We start from the raw sequence: 14,425 nt of genomic DNA, 5'->3' as shown, positions 1-14,425 counted from the left end.
CTTGCCACCGGAAATCCTGCGGCCTTGGAGAGCCATCGGATCAGCGGGCGCACCGCCTCGCTCTAGGAATCAGGCGGCGGCTTCGGGCTCCCGCAGGTCGAGCCAGTCCGCCCAACGCGGGTCGGGGGCACGATGCCCGAGCACCCGCCAGGCGGTGCCCTTCGGTGGGGCCGGCAGCGCGTGTAACCGCCAGCCCATCTCCGCCGGGGTCTTGTCACCCTTGGTGTGGTTGCACCGGGCGCACGCGGCGACCACGTTCTCCCAGGCGTGCCGGCCACCCCGGCTGCGCGGGAACACATGGTCGATGGTCTCGGCCGGGCCCCGGCAGTAGGCGCACCGCCACCCGTCCCGCGCGAAGATCGCCCGCCGGGACAGCCCGACATGCGTTCGGTACGGCACCCGGACGAAGCGCGTCAACCGGACCACGGAGGGCACCGGGAGCGCGTCGCGGGCGCTGTGCAGGATGCCGTCACCATCGGCGACGCAGACAGCCTTGGCGGAGAGGACGAGGATCGCGGCGCGACGCACCGACACGACACACAGCGGCTCGTAGGTGGCGTTGAGGACCAACGCGCCGGAGCCCACCGTGGGTCGTATGTCAGGCATCGCGCTCACCCTCCCGGTTCAGCGGCTGCTGCGAACCGCCGCCGACCAGGGCAGGGCACGACGACCCTCACTGTCGGCGTCGGGCCGATCACCGACGTCCGTTGCGCCAATAGTCCCTGATCGGACCCCGGATTGCACGCACTAATCTTGCTTCTGGTAAGCGGATCACCCGGATCGGGACGGATCGACGCTTCGGCGGGCGACGCAAGGACTCGGTCGTACTCGGCGTGCAACTCCAGACGGCGGGCGTGGCGGGAGCGGTCGGCAACGCAGCCACCGCGAACCCAAGCTGAAGTGATCGGCAGGTGGATCATGACCTTCCGCTCGGACGGTTCGCGCGAGTTGTACGCCGCTGCTTGCTTCAGGGTCGGCCGCTGAGCCTGTCGCAACCTCGGACGAACCCCCGTCAGGCCCGTGTCCAGCTAACTGGTGGCGGTCCGCGTCAGCAAGCAGATCTCGCCCCTTCGTCGAGGTTCCGGAACCACACCGCATCTTCACCCACAGCCCAACGAACCTGAGTTTGGTTGAAACGCGAGCCACGTCCAACGCCTTGCCCGGTGGACCAAAGCCGAAGCCCTCAGGGCACAATGCAATCGGTGGGACGGGTACTGCTGCTGGGTTAGCGACTCATGATCGGGCGGACGTCGCACTACTTCCATGCTGCCACCGTGAGCGGCTTGCGCTATCGATAACAACCTCTCCCGATCGCCCGCGCGTCCAGCATGAGCAATATACGGAAAATTAGGCCAAAATTATGCCCCAGGCCATCAGTAAGATCGAGATCACGATTGCTGCCGTGATGCCGTCGCCTGCAATGAGGTTCCGAAAGGCTGGACCGCCGAATGCCCATGAGCAAATAACCGCCGCGAGGAGCGCCAATCCGATGAAAAATCGCCTTACACCCGGCTTGCGCGGCGGCAGCGACAACCCTGTGTACAGGCCCCAGAAAATCAGGATGTACGAGAGCGCGGCACCGCCACGGACCACGTCCTTGATCGAAGGGCTTCCGGCCAGCCAGGAGCAGAGGGTTGCGAAGGAGAGGACAAGTCCGGCCATGACTCGCCTAATTGCCGGAAGCTGCCGCCGCCTCTCGGCCTCCTCGTCGGCCGTCCGCTTTGCTTCCGCAGCCCGCAGTGCACCTGCAAACCGTGCAAGCACTACCGTGCGCTCCGTTGCAGCTCGTTGCTGAGCAGCCCTGGCCTCCGCTCCTTCGACGGCCCGCTGCCGCCCCTGAGCGGCAGCACGCTCTTCAAGACTTCGTTGTTCCGCCAGTCGCTTCGCAGCGGCCCGTTCTACCGCAGCCCGCTGAACCGCTTTCCGTTGCGCCGCAGCCCGTAGCAGGGCGTTCCGTTCCGCAACAGCCCGGGCTTGCTCGGCGGCCTCACGTTCGGCAACCCCGGGAAGTGTGCGCAGGAACGCTCGGGCGCTCCGGTTCTCCGGCGTCATGGCACCGGTCAGTGAGTACTTGAACAACCGGATGTCCATCTCGTTCGCGTACTCGACGGCCTGCGCGCTGAACCCAACGCCCGAGAAGAAGAACAGGTCCTGGTTCACGCTTCGTCCTCGGGCACCCACGAGGCGCTGCAGCACTGGTCGGCCAACCTGCGCAGCTTCGAACTTCACCTGTGCAAGCGCGCCGCGCGATCGGACGTCCACCCCCGCGTCGGCGCCGCCTTGCGTAACCCGCGCGTCACGGAAGCCCCAGAATCGCATCCAAGCAGCAGCGTTGGACTCAGCGCTTCCCCAGCTGTCGATTGACTGACGAGGCGGTTCCGTCAGGGGCTCCCACGCTCCGATGCTCACCATGCAATTCTTCAAGATCGACGATCGGGTTGGGCAAGCAGCCTCGGGTGCTACAGCCCGGCCTACCCTGGCCGATCTGACGACTGGCATTGACCATCCGAGGCGACCGCGTTCAGCCTGGCTACGTCCTCGTAGGTGACCGACGCTTCGGTGGTCAGCATCGACCGATCGGCTGGACAGCGCAGCGTTCGACGGCTTGCATGGTCACCGGCATGATCGACAAGCTCTTCGCCTCGATGGTGCGCCACCGGCACGTCGTCTTGGTGGTCGGGCCTCGCCCCCACGTCGGCCCAGATCGGCGCGATGGTGCGCCGGGCCAGGCAGGGCGACGAGTCGATGTTCGACGTGGGTCTCGGCGTCCCCATGGTCCTGCTGGTCGTGCTTCTGGCGATCGAGGCGTGGCGGGGTCACGGGGTGCGGCTCCATCCGCACGGGGTGCGGCAGATCGGCCCACTCAGCTCGCTCACCGTGCCGTGGGCGGCCCTACCGACCCCGCGGATCCCCCCGGATGCCGACCGCCCCGCCTGGCTCCCCATGGCGTACGCGCAACCCCAACTGGTGCGGTGGCGTGGCATCCCGTGGAGCCGGAGGCGCTGCACACGGACAGCGTCGACGCGGGATTTCTCGCCGCGGTGATCGGGCACTACGTCGATCACCCGGAACACCGGGCTGCGATCGGCAGCCCGGCCGAGTACGAACGGCTCCTCGCCGAGTTGCCCGAGCGGAACGGCTGAACGGGCGTCAGACCCCCGGCTGGTGGGTCGGCGGCGGGCGCTCGGGCCCCTTGCGGTACGAAGACATGGTGAGTGCCGCCAGCGTGACGCCCCTAGCCCTGTCCGACGCCGTTTCCGTGAGCTGTCAGGGCAGCACCTCCTGCGAGTGGCTGTACCGGATCACCGGGTCCGCCTGGTTCGCCGAGGGCAGCTACTGGATCCTGCTCAAGCCGCTGCGGGTGCTGCTGATCGTGGCGTTGGCGATGGTGGCCCGCTGGGCACTGCACCGGACCATCGACCGGTTGGTCCGGACGACCACCGATGGTGCGGTGCCGACGATGCTGCGGCCGCTGCGGGAGCGAGTGCCCAGCGCCCCGGTCGACCCGGCCGAGTTCGTGCCCGAGCGGCGACGGCAGCGGGCCGAGGCGATCGGTTCCGTGCTGCGCAGCATGACGACCGCGTTCGTCTTCGGCATCGCGCTGCTGATGATCCTGCGCGAGTTCAGCTTCGACCTGGCGCCGCTGCTGGCCAGCGCCGGGATCGCCGGCGTCGCGCTGGGCTTCGGTGCGCAGAGCCTGGTAAAGGACCTGATCGCCGGCCTCTTCATGCTGATCGAGGATCAGTACGGCGTGGGCGACAACGTCGACCTGGGCGAGGCGATGGGTGTGGTCGAGTCGGTCGGCTTGCGCGTCACCACGGTGCGCGACGGTCGCGGTGTGCTGTGGTACATCCGCAACGGCGAGATCATCCGGGTGGGCAACAAGAGTCAGGGCTGGGCCCTCGTGGTGGTGGACCTGCCGATCGGCTTCAACAGCACCGAGGAGGCCACGGCGGTTCTGCGGACCGCGGCTGCCTCGGTCGCCATGGACCCGGAGCTGTCGCCGGAGATCGTGGAAGCCCCCGAGGTGCTGGGCGTCGAGCAGGTGACGGTGGACGGCGCGGTCATCCGGACGGTGGTGAAGACGACCGCGGACGGGCAGTTCGCGGTGGGCCGGGAGCTGCGTCGACGCCTCGCGGAGGCGCTGGAGAATTCGGGGATCACCGCGCAGATCGCGGCCAACCGGATCTATCCCGGCCTGACGACCCGACCGTTGCCCGAGGGCGAGACTGGTCAGGGCGGCGCCACCTGACCCGCAACGCTGTCCGTCAATTCGGGGGTCGCGGGCCGGGCGGCCCCTCAGGTATCGTCCGTTCGTTCAGTCGGGGAGGCGACGAACGGCCCGTTCGACCTAGCTAGTTGTCAGACGATCGGGCAGAATCCAGAGCACGCGTTCCCACCAAGCGTGATCTCATCCTCGCTGATCCCTAGATCTGACGAGAGCTTCCGGTCGGGCTGCCACGAGCGGCCGAGCCGGAGCCGATGGAGGCGACGGTGCCCGACGAGCGACCTTCCGCGGAAGGCCCCGCTACTTTCCGCGAAGTGTTCGCCCAGCACGAGTTCCGGGCTGTGTTCGTGGCCGGTGCGCTGTCCTGGGTCGGCGACTATGTCGCGAAAGCCGCCGTCACCCTGCTCGTCTACCAGCAGACCCAGTCCGTCGCGCTCTCCGCGACTGCCTTCGCGGTCAGTTTCCTGCCCTGGCTGCTCGGTGGCCCCGTGCTCGCCGCACTCGCGGAGCGGTACCCGTACCGACGGGTGATGGTGGCGTGTGACCTCATCCGGATGGTGCTGATGCTGCTCATCGCCATCCCGAACCTGCCGTACCAGGCGGTGCTGGTGCTCATCTTCGCCGCCACGCTGGCCAACCCGCCGAGCCAGGCGGCGAAGTCCGCGCTGATGCCGCAGTTGCTCACCGGGGACCGGCTGGTGGTGGGGCTGTCGCTGAACAGCAGCGTCGGGCAGGCGGCCCAGGTCGTGGGGTACGTGTTCGGCGCCGCCGTCGCGGCGATCGCCCCTGAGGTGGCGCTGCTGTTCAACGCGGCCACGTTCGGCATCTCGGCGTTGCTGGTCCGCCTCGGTGTTCGCAACCGCCCGGCGGTGATGAACCCGGCGCACCGCAGCCACCTGCTGCGGGAGACCCGTGAGGGGTTCGGCATCGTGTTCCGCACACCTGTGCTGCGGGCCATCGCGGTGCTGGTGTTCAGCGCGATGCTCTTCTCGATCGTTCCCGAGGGGCTGGCCGCGGCCTGGGCCAACGACGAGAGCCGCGGCGCGATGAGCGCGGGCACGGCACAAGCCGCGATCATGGTGGCCAACCCGGTCGGCTTCATCCTCGGTGGGTTGCTGGTGAGCCGCCTGTTCGGGCCGGCTCGCCGACTGAAGCTGATGCGGCCGCTGGCGGTGCTCGCCCCGCTGGTACTCGTACCGGTGCTACTCGACCCGCCGCCGCTGGTGGTGGCGCTGCTCGCCGCTCTGTGCGGATTCGCGGTCGCCGGGATGCTGCCGATGGCCAACGGGTTGTTCGTCCAGGCGCTGCCGAGCGGGTTCCGGGCCCGCGCCTTCGGTGTGATGGCGACCGGTGTCCAGGTCATCCAGGGCCTCGCAGTGCTGGTCACCGGTGTGCTCGCGGAGCGGTTCCCCATTCCGGTGGTGGTCGGGGTCTGGAGCGCAGCCGGGGTGGTTCTCATGGCGGTGGCTTCGCTGCGCTGGCCCGACCAGCAGATGGTGGACGACGCGATCGCTGCGGCCGCTGCGGCCAACGTCGATCCGGCCGCCGAGCCCGGCGGCCCCGCCAGCGACGGCACGGCGGCGGACACTGCCGACCCGTATGCCGGTAACGGCGACCGCCGGCATGCGGTCACCTGACCGGTCGAGCCGACTCCGACCGGAGCGGGCCGGGCGTCCGGCATTCGGGGGCGTCGACAGGGCGTGATCCGACGCACGCTGTGCGGGTCGGGTCGGGTCGGCGCGTACCTGGCAGGATGGAACGGTGAACCCCGCAGGTGAATCCGACCGGCCCGGTGCGTCGATGACTCTCTTCGAAGCGGTCGGCGGCGAACCCACCTTCCGCAAGCTGGTGGACGAGTTCTACGTCGGCATCGCCAGCGACCCCCTGCTGCGCCCGATGTACCCCGAGGAAGACCTGGGCCCGGCCGCAGACCGGATGACCCTCTTCCTGATGCAGTACTGGGGCGGGCCGAACACGTACTCCGCCCAGCGTGGGCACCCGCGGCTGCGGATGCGGCACGCGCCGTTCCGGATCGGCGCGGCCGAACGGGACGCCTGGCTGCGGAACATGCGCCGCGCCGTGGACCGGCTCGACCTTGAGCCGGAGATCGCCGGCACGCTCTGGGACTACCTGGAGCGGGCCGCGTACTTCATGGTCAACGTCGAGGACGACCCGGCCAACGGCGTCTGACCGCCGGCCCCACAGCCCGCGTCAGAGCAGAGCGCCCTCGTCGTGCAGCCAGTCCACAAAGCTGGTGGCGACCGCCGCGCCGCAGTCGAGCATCTCGACCAGCAACGCGTCGTGAGTGCCGGCACCGAGCGGCACCTGAAGCTCGGCGTAGATCGGTAGCTGCCCTCGTTCGGTCGGGTCACCGATGTACGCCTTGCAGAACCGGCGGGTGTGGTTCCACTCGTTGACCACCCGGTAGGCCCGGTCGGCCCAGTCCGGCGGGACCGTGGCGTGCGGACGTGCCCGCATGACCAGGATCTCGTCCTCCGGACCTTCGAGGGTGACCAGCACGGCGTGCCGCTCCCACATGGCCAGCAGGTTGCCGTCGCCATCGGCCAGATAGCGCACGTCGAGCAGGTCGAGCGCGTCGCAGACCCTGCGCAAGCTCACCGGCTCGACGGTGGCGGGCATCTCGGTCAGCACGGGCCGCTCGTTGGAAGGGCAGTCGTCCCCCGGCTGGCGAGGGCTGGGCGGCCCGATCCGGACCGCACTCTCGACTGTGATCCCGCTTCGGGTTTCCGGATCGCCGCCGTCGGCGGGACCGGGGCGCCATGACCACCACGGCATCGCTCGCGCACCTCACTCCCCAGCGGATCCAGCCGCCTACGGTGCGTTGGATCCGAGGATGGACGGTACCCGGACAGCCGGGTTGAAGCACCCCCCCAACGACCGCCCCTGACCAGAAGAATGACCCTGGGTCATCCGTTCGGACGAGCACTCAGGGGTGTCACGACAAGATCCGTGGCCTTCTGCAACCATGCCGCTCCGTGCGGTCCCACCAGGCCAACCCAACGACCGGCCACCCGCACCTGAACGGCAGGATCAGCGCTGCCGTCGGCGGCGCCGAGGAAGCCCATCCGGACCACCCCCTGCACCAGACGCTGCGGCACCTCCACCGGCGCGGCGGGCGTTCCGTCCGGGGTGATCAGCACCGCCACGTGGTCGAGCAACGCGTCGCGCAACGCCCGCTGTCCCACGGCACGGCCGGCGACACCGTGCTCGCTCGCCGTCCGGAGGGTGCCCGCCGCCGCGTCCGCGATCCGGCGCAGCTCGGCAACGGGCAGCGCCTCCACCTGACGGCTGCGCGCCGGTGGCAACGGCCACCGCCACTGGGCGTCGCGGCGGGTCGGCAGGGCTGCGCCACCACGCTCCAGCTCGGCGAGCAGCTCCGCAGCGGCCACCGTGACGTCCTCGACGGCACCGTCGGCGGGCCCACCGGCCACCGTGCGGACCACCAGGACCTGCCACGGCAGCCGAGCCCACAGGGCGACCCGGCCGGGCGCACCGGCCGGCCGCAGCCGGACCGGCGCGACCGGATCCAGCCGGACCAGCCGGGCCAGAAAGGCACCCGCGTCGGCCACCCCGGCGACACCATGGGTGGGCGTCGACGCCGCCGTCCGGCCCGGCTCAGCCGTGCCCGGCCGGGTCACCCCACGCCGCCCTGCGGTGCGTACGTGAGCAGGAAGTCCCGCTCCTCGGTGGTGATCCGCCGGGGCACCTGACGGGTCAGGTCGAACGGCACGAGCACCGAGCGGGCACGACTGGCCAGCACCTCCCCGTCGTACAGCTCGTAGGCGACGGTGAACCGGGAGGCCCGGATCTCCTCCACCCACAGCTCGATCCGCACGGTGGGTGCCGCCTCCGCGGTGGACCGGCCGAGCGCGTAGTCGACCGGGCGCAGGTAGTCGACCTCGTGGCGGCGGATCACCACCCCGTCGGCGAACGAGCCGACCCCCCAGGCCCGGCCACCGGCGAACATCAGCGCGACCCGCGCCTCCTCGTAGAGGGTGAGGAAGCGCGAGTTGTTGACGTGGCCGTACGCGTCCAGGTCGGACCAGCGCAGTGTGCAGTGGTAGACGAAGCGATCAGACACCTTCTCGGCCGGTCAGTCGCGGGTCAGCTTGCGGTAGGTCACCCGGTGCGGCCGGGCAGCCTCCGCGCCGAGGCGGTCGATCTTGTTCTTCTCGTACGCCTCGAAGTTGCCCTCGAACCAGAACCACTTGGACGGGTCCTGGTCGTCGCCCTCCCAGGCCAAAATGTGCGTGGCCACCCGGTCCAGGAACATCCGGTCGTGCGAGATGACCACGGCGCAGCCGGGGAACTCCAGCAGCGCGTTCTCCAGGCTGGAGAGCGTCTCCACGTCCAGGTCGTTCGTCGGCTCGTCGAGCAGGATGACGTTGCCGCCGATCTTCAGGGTCAGCGCCAGGTTGAGCCGGTTGCGCTCACCGCCGGAGAGCACCTTCGTCGGCTTCTGCTGGTCCGGGCCCTTGAAGCCGAACGCGGCGATGTACGCCCGCGACGGCATCTCGACCTTGCCCACCATCAGGTAGTCCAGCCCGTCGGAGACGACCTCCCAGACGGTCTTGTCGCCGTTGAGGCCCTCGCGGTTCTGGTCGACGTACGACAGCGAGACGGTGGGGCCGACCCGGACCGCGCCGTCGGTCGGCTCCTCCAGCCCCACGATGGTCTTGAACAGCGTGGTCTTGCCGACGCCGTTGGGGCCGATGATGCCGACGATGCCGTTACGCGGCAGCGAGAACGACAGGTTGTCGATCAGCAGCCGGTCGCCGAAGCCCTTGCTGAGGTTGTTCGCCTCGATCACCGTGCTGCCCAGACGCGGGCCCGGCGGGATCTGGATCTCCTCGAAGTCGAGCTTGCGGGTCTTCTCCGCCTCGGTGGCCATCTCGTCGTACCGGTCCAGGCGGGCCTTGGACTTGGTCTGCCGGGCCTTGGCGTTGGAGCGGACCCACTCCAGCTCCTCAGTGAGGCGCTTCTTCATCTTGGCGTCACGGCGACCCTCGACGGCCAGCCGAGCGGCCTTCTTCTCCAGGTAGGTGGAGTAGTTGCCCTCGTACGGGTAGGCCCGACCGCGGTCCAGCTCGAGGATCCAGTTGGCCACGTTGTCGAGGAAGTACCGGTCGTGGGTGATCGCCATGACGGTGCCGGCGTACTTCGCCAGGTGCTGCTCCAGCCAGGAGACGCTCTCCGCGTCCAGGTGGTTGGTGGGCTCGTCGAGCAGCAGCAGGTCGGGCGCCTCCAGCAGCAGTTTGCAGAGCGCGACCCGGCGGCGCTCACCACCGGAGAGCTGGGTCACGTCGGCGTCCGGCGGCGGGCAGCGCAGCGCGTCCATGGCCAGTTCGAGCTTGGAGTCGATGTCCCAGGCGTCGAGGTGGTCAAGCTCCTCCTGGAGCTTGCCCATCTCCTCCATCAGCTCATCGGAGTAGTCGGTCGCCATCTGCTCGGCGATCTTGTTGAACCGCTCCAGCTTGGCCTTGGTCTCGGCGACCGCCTCCTCGACGTTGCCGAGCACGGTCTTGGCCTCGTTGAGCGGGGGCTCCTGGGCGAGCATGCCGACGGTGTAGCCGGGCATGAGTCGCGCCTCGCCGTTGCTCGGCTTGTCCAGCCCTGCCATGATCTTGAGGAGGCTGGACTTACCGGCGCCGTTCGGGCCGAGCACACCGATCTTGGCCCCCGGCAGGAAGCTCAACGTGACGTTGTCGAGCACGACCTTGTCGCCGTGCGCCTTGCGCGCCTTTTCCAGGACGTAGATGTACTGGGCCACGGTGCGGGCTACCTCCGTCGGTTGCTGTCGCTGATCGGCGGCGCGGCGCGGGCTGTGAGATCCGCCCGCCGCCGCCGGCCGGGAGCCGGCCACGCGCACGCCATCGTCAATCCTGACAGGTACGGCGCGCTTCGCCCACATCACCCCGCCCCAGGAGTACGCGGACGTGCCGCGTTCCGCCCCGGCAGTGGCCGGTCATCGACCTCCGAGGCACCGACTGTCACCAAGATCACCTTTGGGATTCGGCACGTCCGGGGCGGGTAGGAGACTCCGGCACGGGGCACAAGACGCCGCAGCTACGCTCAGTACGCTCATCGCGGTGGACCCGTCAGCACCCGGAGGTGGCCGATCGTGACCGTCCGTAGCTCCTTTGTCGTAGTGGCGAACCGTCTGCCGGTCGACGAGGTGAGCACACCCGAGGGCCGGCAGTGGCGACGCAGCCCCGGCGGGCTGGTCACCGCGCTGCATCCCGTACTCGCCGAGCATCAGGGCACCTGGGTCGGCTGGGCCGGTGGCACCGGCGCGGCCCCCGAGCCGTTCGACCTGGAGGGGATCCGGCTGCACCCGGTCCCGCTCAGCGCGGAGGAGCTGGAGCGCTACTACGAGGGCCAGTCCAACGCGACGATCTGGCCGCTCTACCACGACGCGGTGGAGACGCCGGCCTACAAGCGCCGCTGGCGGGAGGCGTACCGCCTGGTCAACGCCCGGTTCGCGGAGGCGGCAGCGGACGTGGCGGCCGAGGGTGCGACGGTCTGGGTGCAGGACTACCAGCTTCAGTTGGTGCCGGCGATGCTCCGCGAGCTCCGCCCGGACCTGCGGATCGGGTTCTTCCTGCACATCCCGTTCCCGCCGATCGAGCTGTTCATGCAGATGCCGTTCCGCACCGAGATCCTGCGCGGTCTGCTCGGCGCCGACCTAGTCGGTTTCCAGCAGCGGCTGGCCGCGCAGAACTTCGTCCGGCTGGCCCGGCACCTGCTCGGGCTGCGCTACGAGGGGCAGATGATCCAGGTCGACGGTCGGCAGGTGAAGGCGGGCGCCTTCCCCATCTCGATCGACACCCAGGAGATGGAGCGGATGGCCGCCGACCCGGCGATCCAGGCCCGGGCCAAGCAGATTCGCGCCGAGCTGGGCGACCCGAAGACGATAATCCTGGGTGTGGACCGGCTGGATTACACCAAGGGCATCGAGTTGCGACTCAAGGCCTTCCGGGAGCTGCTGGCTGACGGAAAGTTGACAGTTCCCGACGCGGTCATGGTTCAGGTCGCCACGCCCAGCCGTGAGCGCGTGGAGCACTACCAGGCACTTCGGGTGAAGGTGGAGCGCGAGGTCGGTCGGATCAATGGCGAGTTCGGCAGGGTCGGCGTGCCGGCGGTGCATTATCTGCATCAGTCGTACAGTCGCAGTGAGCTTGCCGCGATGTACGTTGCTGCCGACGTGATGATGGTGACCCCGCTGCGAGATGGAATGAATCTCGTAGCCAAGGAGTACGTCGCGTCGCGTGCCGACCAGGGTGGCGCGCTCGTGCTCAGTGAATTCGCCGGCGCCGCAACGGAGCTGCGTCAGGCCTTCTTGTGTAACCCGCACGACCCGGACGCGGTCAAGGACGCCCTGCTCCGGGCAGTGCACGTGGAGAAAACCGAGGCACGCCGCCGGATGCGGACAATGCAACGTCACCTGCGTACCCACGACGTGGGCCACTGGGCCAAGTCTTTCCTCTCCGAGCTGGGAGTTCCCGAGGCGGAGGCCGAGTGAACACGACCGTCAACGATGGCCCCGCGAACGCCACCGGGGTGATGGACCCCGAGCTGCGCGCCGCCATCGGCCGGATCGCCCGGGTCCCCCAGCTCCTGGTCGCCTGCGACTACGACGGCACACTGGCGCCGATCGTGGAGGACCCGAGCACAGCCGTCCCGCTGCCGGAGTCGGTAGCCGCAGTCCGCGCGCTCGCCGCGCTGCCGCAGACCACCGTGGCGGTCGTCTCCGGGCGGGCGCTGCGCGACCTGGCCGCACTCTCCCGCCTGCCCAGCGAGGTGCACCTCGTCGGCAGTCACGGCTCCGAGTTCGACATCGGCTTCGTCGAGCGGCTCTCCCCGGAGCTGGTCGCGGTGCGCACCCAGGTCCGCAACGCGCTGCGTGAGATCGCCGCCGAGCATCCGGGCATCCGGCTGGAACGCAAACCGGCAAGCGTCGCGATGCACACCCGCGGGGTCGACCCGCAGGTGGCCGCCGCCGCCATCGAAGCGGTCCGCACCGGCCCGGCCACCTTCGACGGCGTCACGGTGACCCAGGGCAAGGAGGTCATCGAGCTCTCCGTCGTGGCCACCCACAAGGGCACCGCGCTCGACCAACTGCGGACCCAGCTCGCCTCCAGCGCGGTGCTGTTCATCGGTGACGACGTCACCGACGAGAACGCGTTCGGCCACCTGCACGGCCCCGACCTCGGCATCAAGATCGGCCCGGGCGACACCCAGGCCAACTACCGGGTGGCCGACCCGCTGGAGGCCGCGCGGGCACTGGCACTGCTGCTGGAGACCCGGCGACACTGGCTGTTCGGCGAGCGTGCGGTGCCGATCGAGCGGCACTCCATGCTGGCCAATGGACGTACCGTCGCTCTGCTCACCCCCGAGGCCAAGGTGAGCTGGCTCTGCCACCCCAAGCCGGATTCGGCGGCGATCTTCGCCGACCTGGTCGGTGGCAGCCCGGCCGGTCACTTCAGCGTCGCGCCGGAGCGCGGTGGCATCCCGCTGGGCCAGCGCTACCGCTCCGGCACGATGACCGTGGAGACCCGCTGGTCCGGGCTCACCGTCACCGACTGGCTCGACAAGCCGGCCCGGGAGACCACCCCGGACGGCCCGGCGGTCGTCACCGGTGACTCGACCCTGATCCGGGTGCTCACCGGCAGTGGCAAGGCAACTGTGGAGTTCGCGCCGAGGCCCGAGTTTGGTCAGGTGGCCGTGCAGTTGCAGCCGCTCGGCGACGGCCTGCTGGTGCTCGGCTCCAACGAGCCGGTCGCGCTCTACTCCCCCGGCCTGCAGTGGGAGGTCCGCAACGACGGCGGGTACGAGACCGCCAAGGCGGTCGTCGACCTCTCCGCCGCCGGCGGGCAGGTCGTGCTGGAGCTGCGCTTCGGCACGCACAGCCTGGAGCACCACCGGGTGCCGATCCACGAGCGGCAGGCCGCCGCCGAGCAGCCGTGGAAGGACTGGGTGGCCTCGCTGCGGCTGCCGTCCACCGCTCGGGACCTGGTCGCGCGCAGCGCCCTCACCCTGCGCGGGCTGTGCCACGAGGCCACCGGCTCGATCCTGGCCGCGGCGACCACCTCGCTCCCCGAGGAGCTGGGCGGCGTCCGCAACTGGGACTACCGCTACTGCTGGCTGCGCGACGCCGCCCTGACCGCCCGCGCGCTGGTCGACCTGGGCTCCGTCGAGGAGGCCGAGGCGCTGCTGCGCTGGGTGGACGGCTGCATCGAGCGCACCGGCGGGCACCCGGAGCGACTGCACCCGCTCTACACCATCGACGGGTACGAGCTGGGCGCCGAGGCGGTCATCGACACGCTGCCCGGGTACGCCGGCTCCCGGCCGGTCCGGGTCGGCAACCTCGCCAACCACCAGTTGCAGCTGGACGTCTTCGGCCCGATCGCCGACCTGATCGCGGCCGTCGCCGACGCCCGCGGCTCGGTCCGTGACGACGAGTGGCGGGTCCTGGAGAACATGGTCGAGGCGGTCCGCCGCCGCTGGCACGAGCCCGACCACGGCATCTGGGAGGCCCGGCTGCCACCCCGGCACCACGTCTTCTCCAAGGTGATGTGCTGGATGACCGTCGACCGCGCGCTGCACGTCATGCGCGAGCACGGCGGCGAGGACCGGCCCGAGTGGAAGGACCTGCGCGACCGGATCGGCGCCAACGTGCTGGAGCACGGCTGGCACTCCGACGTCGAGGCGTACAGCGTCGCGTACGGGGACGAGGACATGGACGCCTCGTCGCTCTGGATCGGGCTCTCCGGCCTGCTCCCGGGTGACGACCCGCGCTTCCTCTCCACCGTCCTGCGGATCGAGGCGGACCTGCGCAGCGGCCCGGTCGTCTACCGCTACCACTGGGACGACGGCCTGCCCGGCCGTGAGGGCGGTTTCCACATCTGCACGGCGTGGCTGATCGAGGCGTACCTGCGCACCGGCCGCCGCACCGACGCCGAGGAACTGTTCGCGCAGATGGTGCTGACCGCCGGCCCGACCGGGTTGCTCCCCGAGCAGTACGACCCGCTCGCCGAGCGCGGCCTGGGCAACCACCCGCAGGCGTACAGCCACCTCGGTCTGATCCGCTGTGCCCTGCTGCTGGACAACATGCTCAAGCAGTAGTTCGCCGTACGTGACTGACGGGGCCGGAGCGCTTGCGCTCCGGCCCCAACG

The 14,425-nt window shown here is 69.7% G+C and carries 12 protein-coding genes; 6 read left to right on the top strand and 6 right to left on the bottom strand.

All coding sequences use genetic code 11. The features are described from left to right. Nucleotides 1-69: 69 nt before the first annotated feature. Both IF46_RS0111150 and IF46_RS32465 read right to left on the bottom strand, forming a co-directional pair. Nucleotides 70-606 carry an HNH endonuclease gene (locus tag IF46_RS0111150; protein ID WP_030488239.1) on the bottom strand — a complete coding sequence of 179 codons (537 nt, stop codon included), beginning with the start codon at nucleotides 604-606 and terminating at the stop codon, nucleotides 70-72. A 741-nt stretch (nucleotides 607-1,347) separates the two neighbouring features. Beyond that, on the bottom strand, nucleotides 1,348-2,412 hold the full coding sequence (locus tag IF46_RS32465; RefSeq protein WP_084597867.1) for a restriction endonuclease: 1,065 nt from the start codon (nucleotides 2,410-2,412) through the stop codon (nucleotides 1,348-1,350). Between the two features lie 560 nt (nucleotides 2,413-2,972). Between IF46_RS32465 and IF46_RS34355 the strand changes: the two genes are divergently transcribed. The 4 genes from IF46_RS34355 to IF46_RS0111120 all read left to right on the top strand — a co-directional run bounded on the left by IF46_RS34355 (nucleotide 2,973) and on the right by IF46_RS0111120 (nucleotide 6,418). Continuing rightward, nucleotides 2,973-3,143: a hypothetical protein gene (locus tag IF46_RS34355; protein WP_157562895.1), complete on the top strand. Its 171-nt coding sequence runs from the start codon at nucleotides 2,973-2,975 to the stop codon at nucleotides 3,141-3,143. A gap of 65 nt (nucleotides 3,144-3,208) precedes the next feature. Next, complete coding sequence (locus IF46_RS0111130) at nucleotides 3,209-4,252, top strand: mechanosensitive ion channel family protein (RefSeq protein ID WP_030488237.1); 1,044 nt, start codon at nucleotides 3,209-3,211, stop codon at nucleotides 4,250-4,252. A gap of 230 nt (nucleotides 4,253-4,482) precedes the next feature. Next, the gene (locus IF46_RS0111125; RefSeq protein ID WP_030488236.1) at nucleotides 4,483-5,865 is read left to right on the top strand and encodes an MFS transporter; all 1,383 of its coding nucleotides are present in this window, start codon (nucleotides 4,483-4,485) and stop codon (nucleotides 5,863-5,865) included. A gap of 124 nt (nucleotides 5,866-5,989) precedes the next feature. Beyond that, a complete protein-coding gene (locus tag IF46_RS0111120; protein ID WP_030488235.1) occupies nucleotides 5,990-6,418 on the top strand; it encodes a globin in 429 nt (142 codons plus the stop codon). 21 nt (nucleotides 6,419-6,439) lie between these two features. Here IF46_RS0111120 and IF46_RS0111115 read toward each other — a convergent pair whose 3' ends face one another. From IF46_RS0111115 to ettA, 4 genes are all read right to left on the bottom strand, one after another. Further along, nucleotides 6,440-7,024: a YbjN domain-containing protein gene (locus IF46_RS0111115; RefSeq protein ID WP_030488234.1), complete on the bottom strand. Its 585-nt coding sequence runs from the start codon at nucleotides 7,022-7,024 to the stop codon at nucleotides 6,440-6,442. Nucleotides 7,025-7,155: 131 nt separating this feature from the next. Beyond that, nucleotides 7,156-7,887: a hypothetical protein gene (locus IF46_RS0111110; protein WP_051723836.1), complete on the bottom strand. Its 732-nt coding sequence runs from the start codon at nucleotides 7,885-7,887 to the stop codon at nucleotides 7,156-7,158. Further along, nucleotides 7,884-8,330, bottom strand: coding sequence for an acyl-CoA thioesterase (locus IF46_RS0111105; RefSeq protein ID WP_030488232.1), 447 nt, complete (start codon nucleotides 8,328-8,330; stop codon nucleotides 7,884-7,886). Before IF46_RS0111105 ends, IF46_RS0111110 begins: the two co-directional genes overlap by 4 nt. A gap of 12 nt (nucleotides 8,331-8,342) precedes the next feature. After that, nucleotides 8,343-10,019 (bottom strand): energy-dependent translational throttle protein EttA, encoded by a 1,677-nt coding sequence (ettA, locus tag IF46_RS0111100; RefSeq protein ID WP_030488231.1) that lies wholly within the window; start codon nucleotides 10,017-10,019, stop codon nucleotides 8,343-8,345. A 351-nt stretch (nucleotides 10,020-10,370) separates the two neighbouring features. On the opposite strand from ettA, the gene IF46_RS0111095 reads away from it, so the two are divergent. Both IF46_RS0111095 and otsB read left to right on the top strand, forming a co-directional pair. Beyond that, nucleotides 10,371-11,771: an alpha,alpha-trehalose-phosphate synthase (UDP-forming) gene (locus IF46_RS0111095; protein ID WP_030488230.1), complete on the top strand. Its 1,401-nt coding sequence runs from the start codon at nucleotides 10,371-10,373 to the stop codon at nucleotides 11,769-11,771. A 41-nt stretch (nucleotides 11,772-11,812) separates the two neighbouring features. Next, complete coding sequence (gene otsB / locus IF46_RS0111090) at nucleotides 11,813-14,374, top strand: trehalose-phosphatase (RefSeq protein WP_051723845.1); 2,562 nt, start codon at nucleotides 11,813-11,815, stop codon at nucleotides 14,372-14,374. Nucleotides 14,375-14,425 lie beyond the last annotated feature (51 nt).

Source organism: Micromonospora chokoriensis, from assembly GCF_000718555.1.
Lineage (GTDB): Bacteria > Actinomycetota > Actinomycetes > Mycobacteriales > Micromonosporaceae > Micromonospora > Micromonospora chokoriensis_B.
Note: the sequence above shows the minus strand (reverse complement) of the source record. Positions and strands in the feature narration are given on the sequence as shown.

Coding starts and splice junctions, on each gene's coding strand:
- IF46_RS0111150 (WP_030488239.1), bottom strand. CDS start 606: ATGCCTGACATACGACCCACGGTGGGCTCCGGCGCGTTGGTCCTCAAC.
- IF46_RS32465 (WP_084597867.1), bottom strand. CDS start 2,412: ATGGTGAGCATCGGAGCGTGGGAGCCCCTGACGGAACCGCCTCGTCAG.
- IF46_RS0111130 (WP_030488237.1), top strand. CDS start 3,209: ATGGTGAGTGCCGCCAGCGTGACGCCCCTAGCCCTGTCCGACGCCGTT.
- IF46_RS0111125 (WP_030488236.1), top strand. CDS start 4,483: ATGGAGGCGACGGTGCCCGACGAGCGACCTTCCGCGGAAGGCCCCGCT.
- IF46_RS0111115 (WP_030488234.1), bottom strand. CDS start 7,024: ATGCCGTGGTGGTCATGGCGCCCCGGTCCCGCCGACGGCGGCGATCCG.
- otsB (WP_051723845.1), top strand. CDS start 11,813: ATGGACCCCGAGCTGCGCGCCGCCATCGGCCGGATCGCCCGGGTCCCC.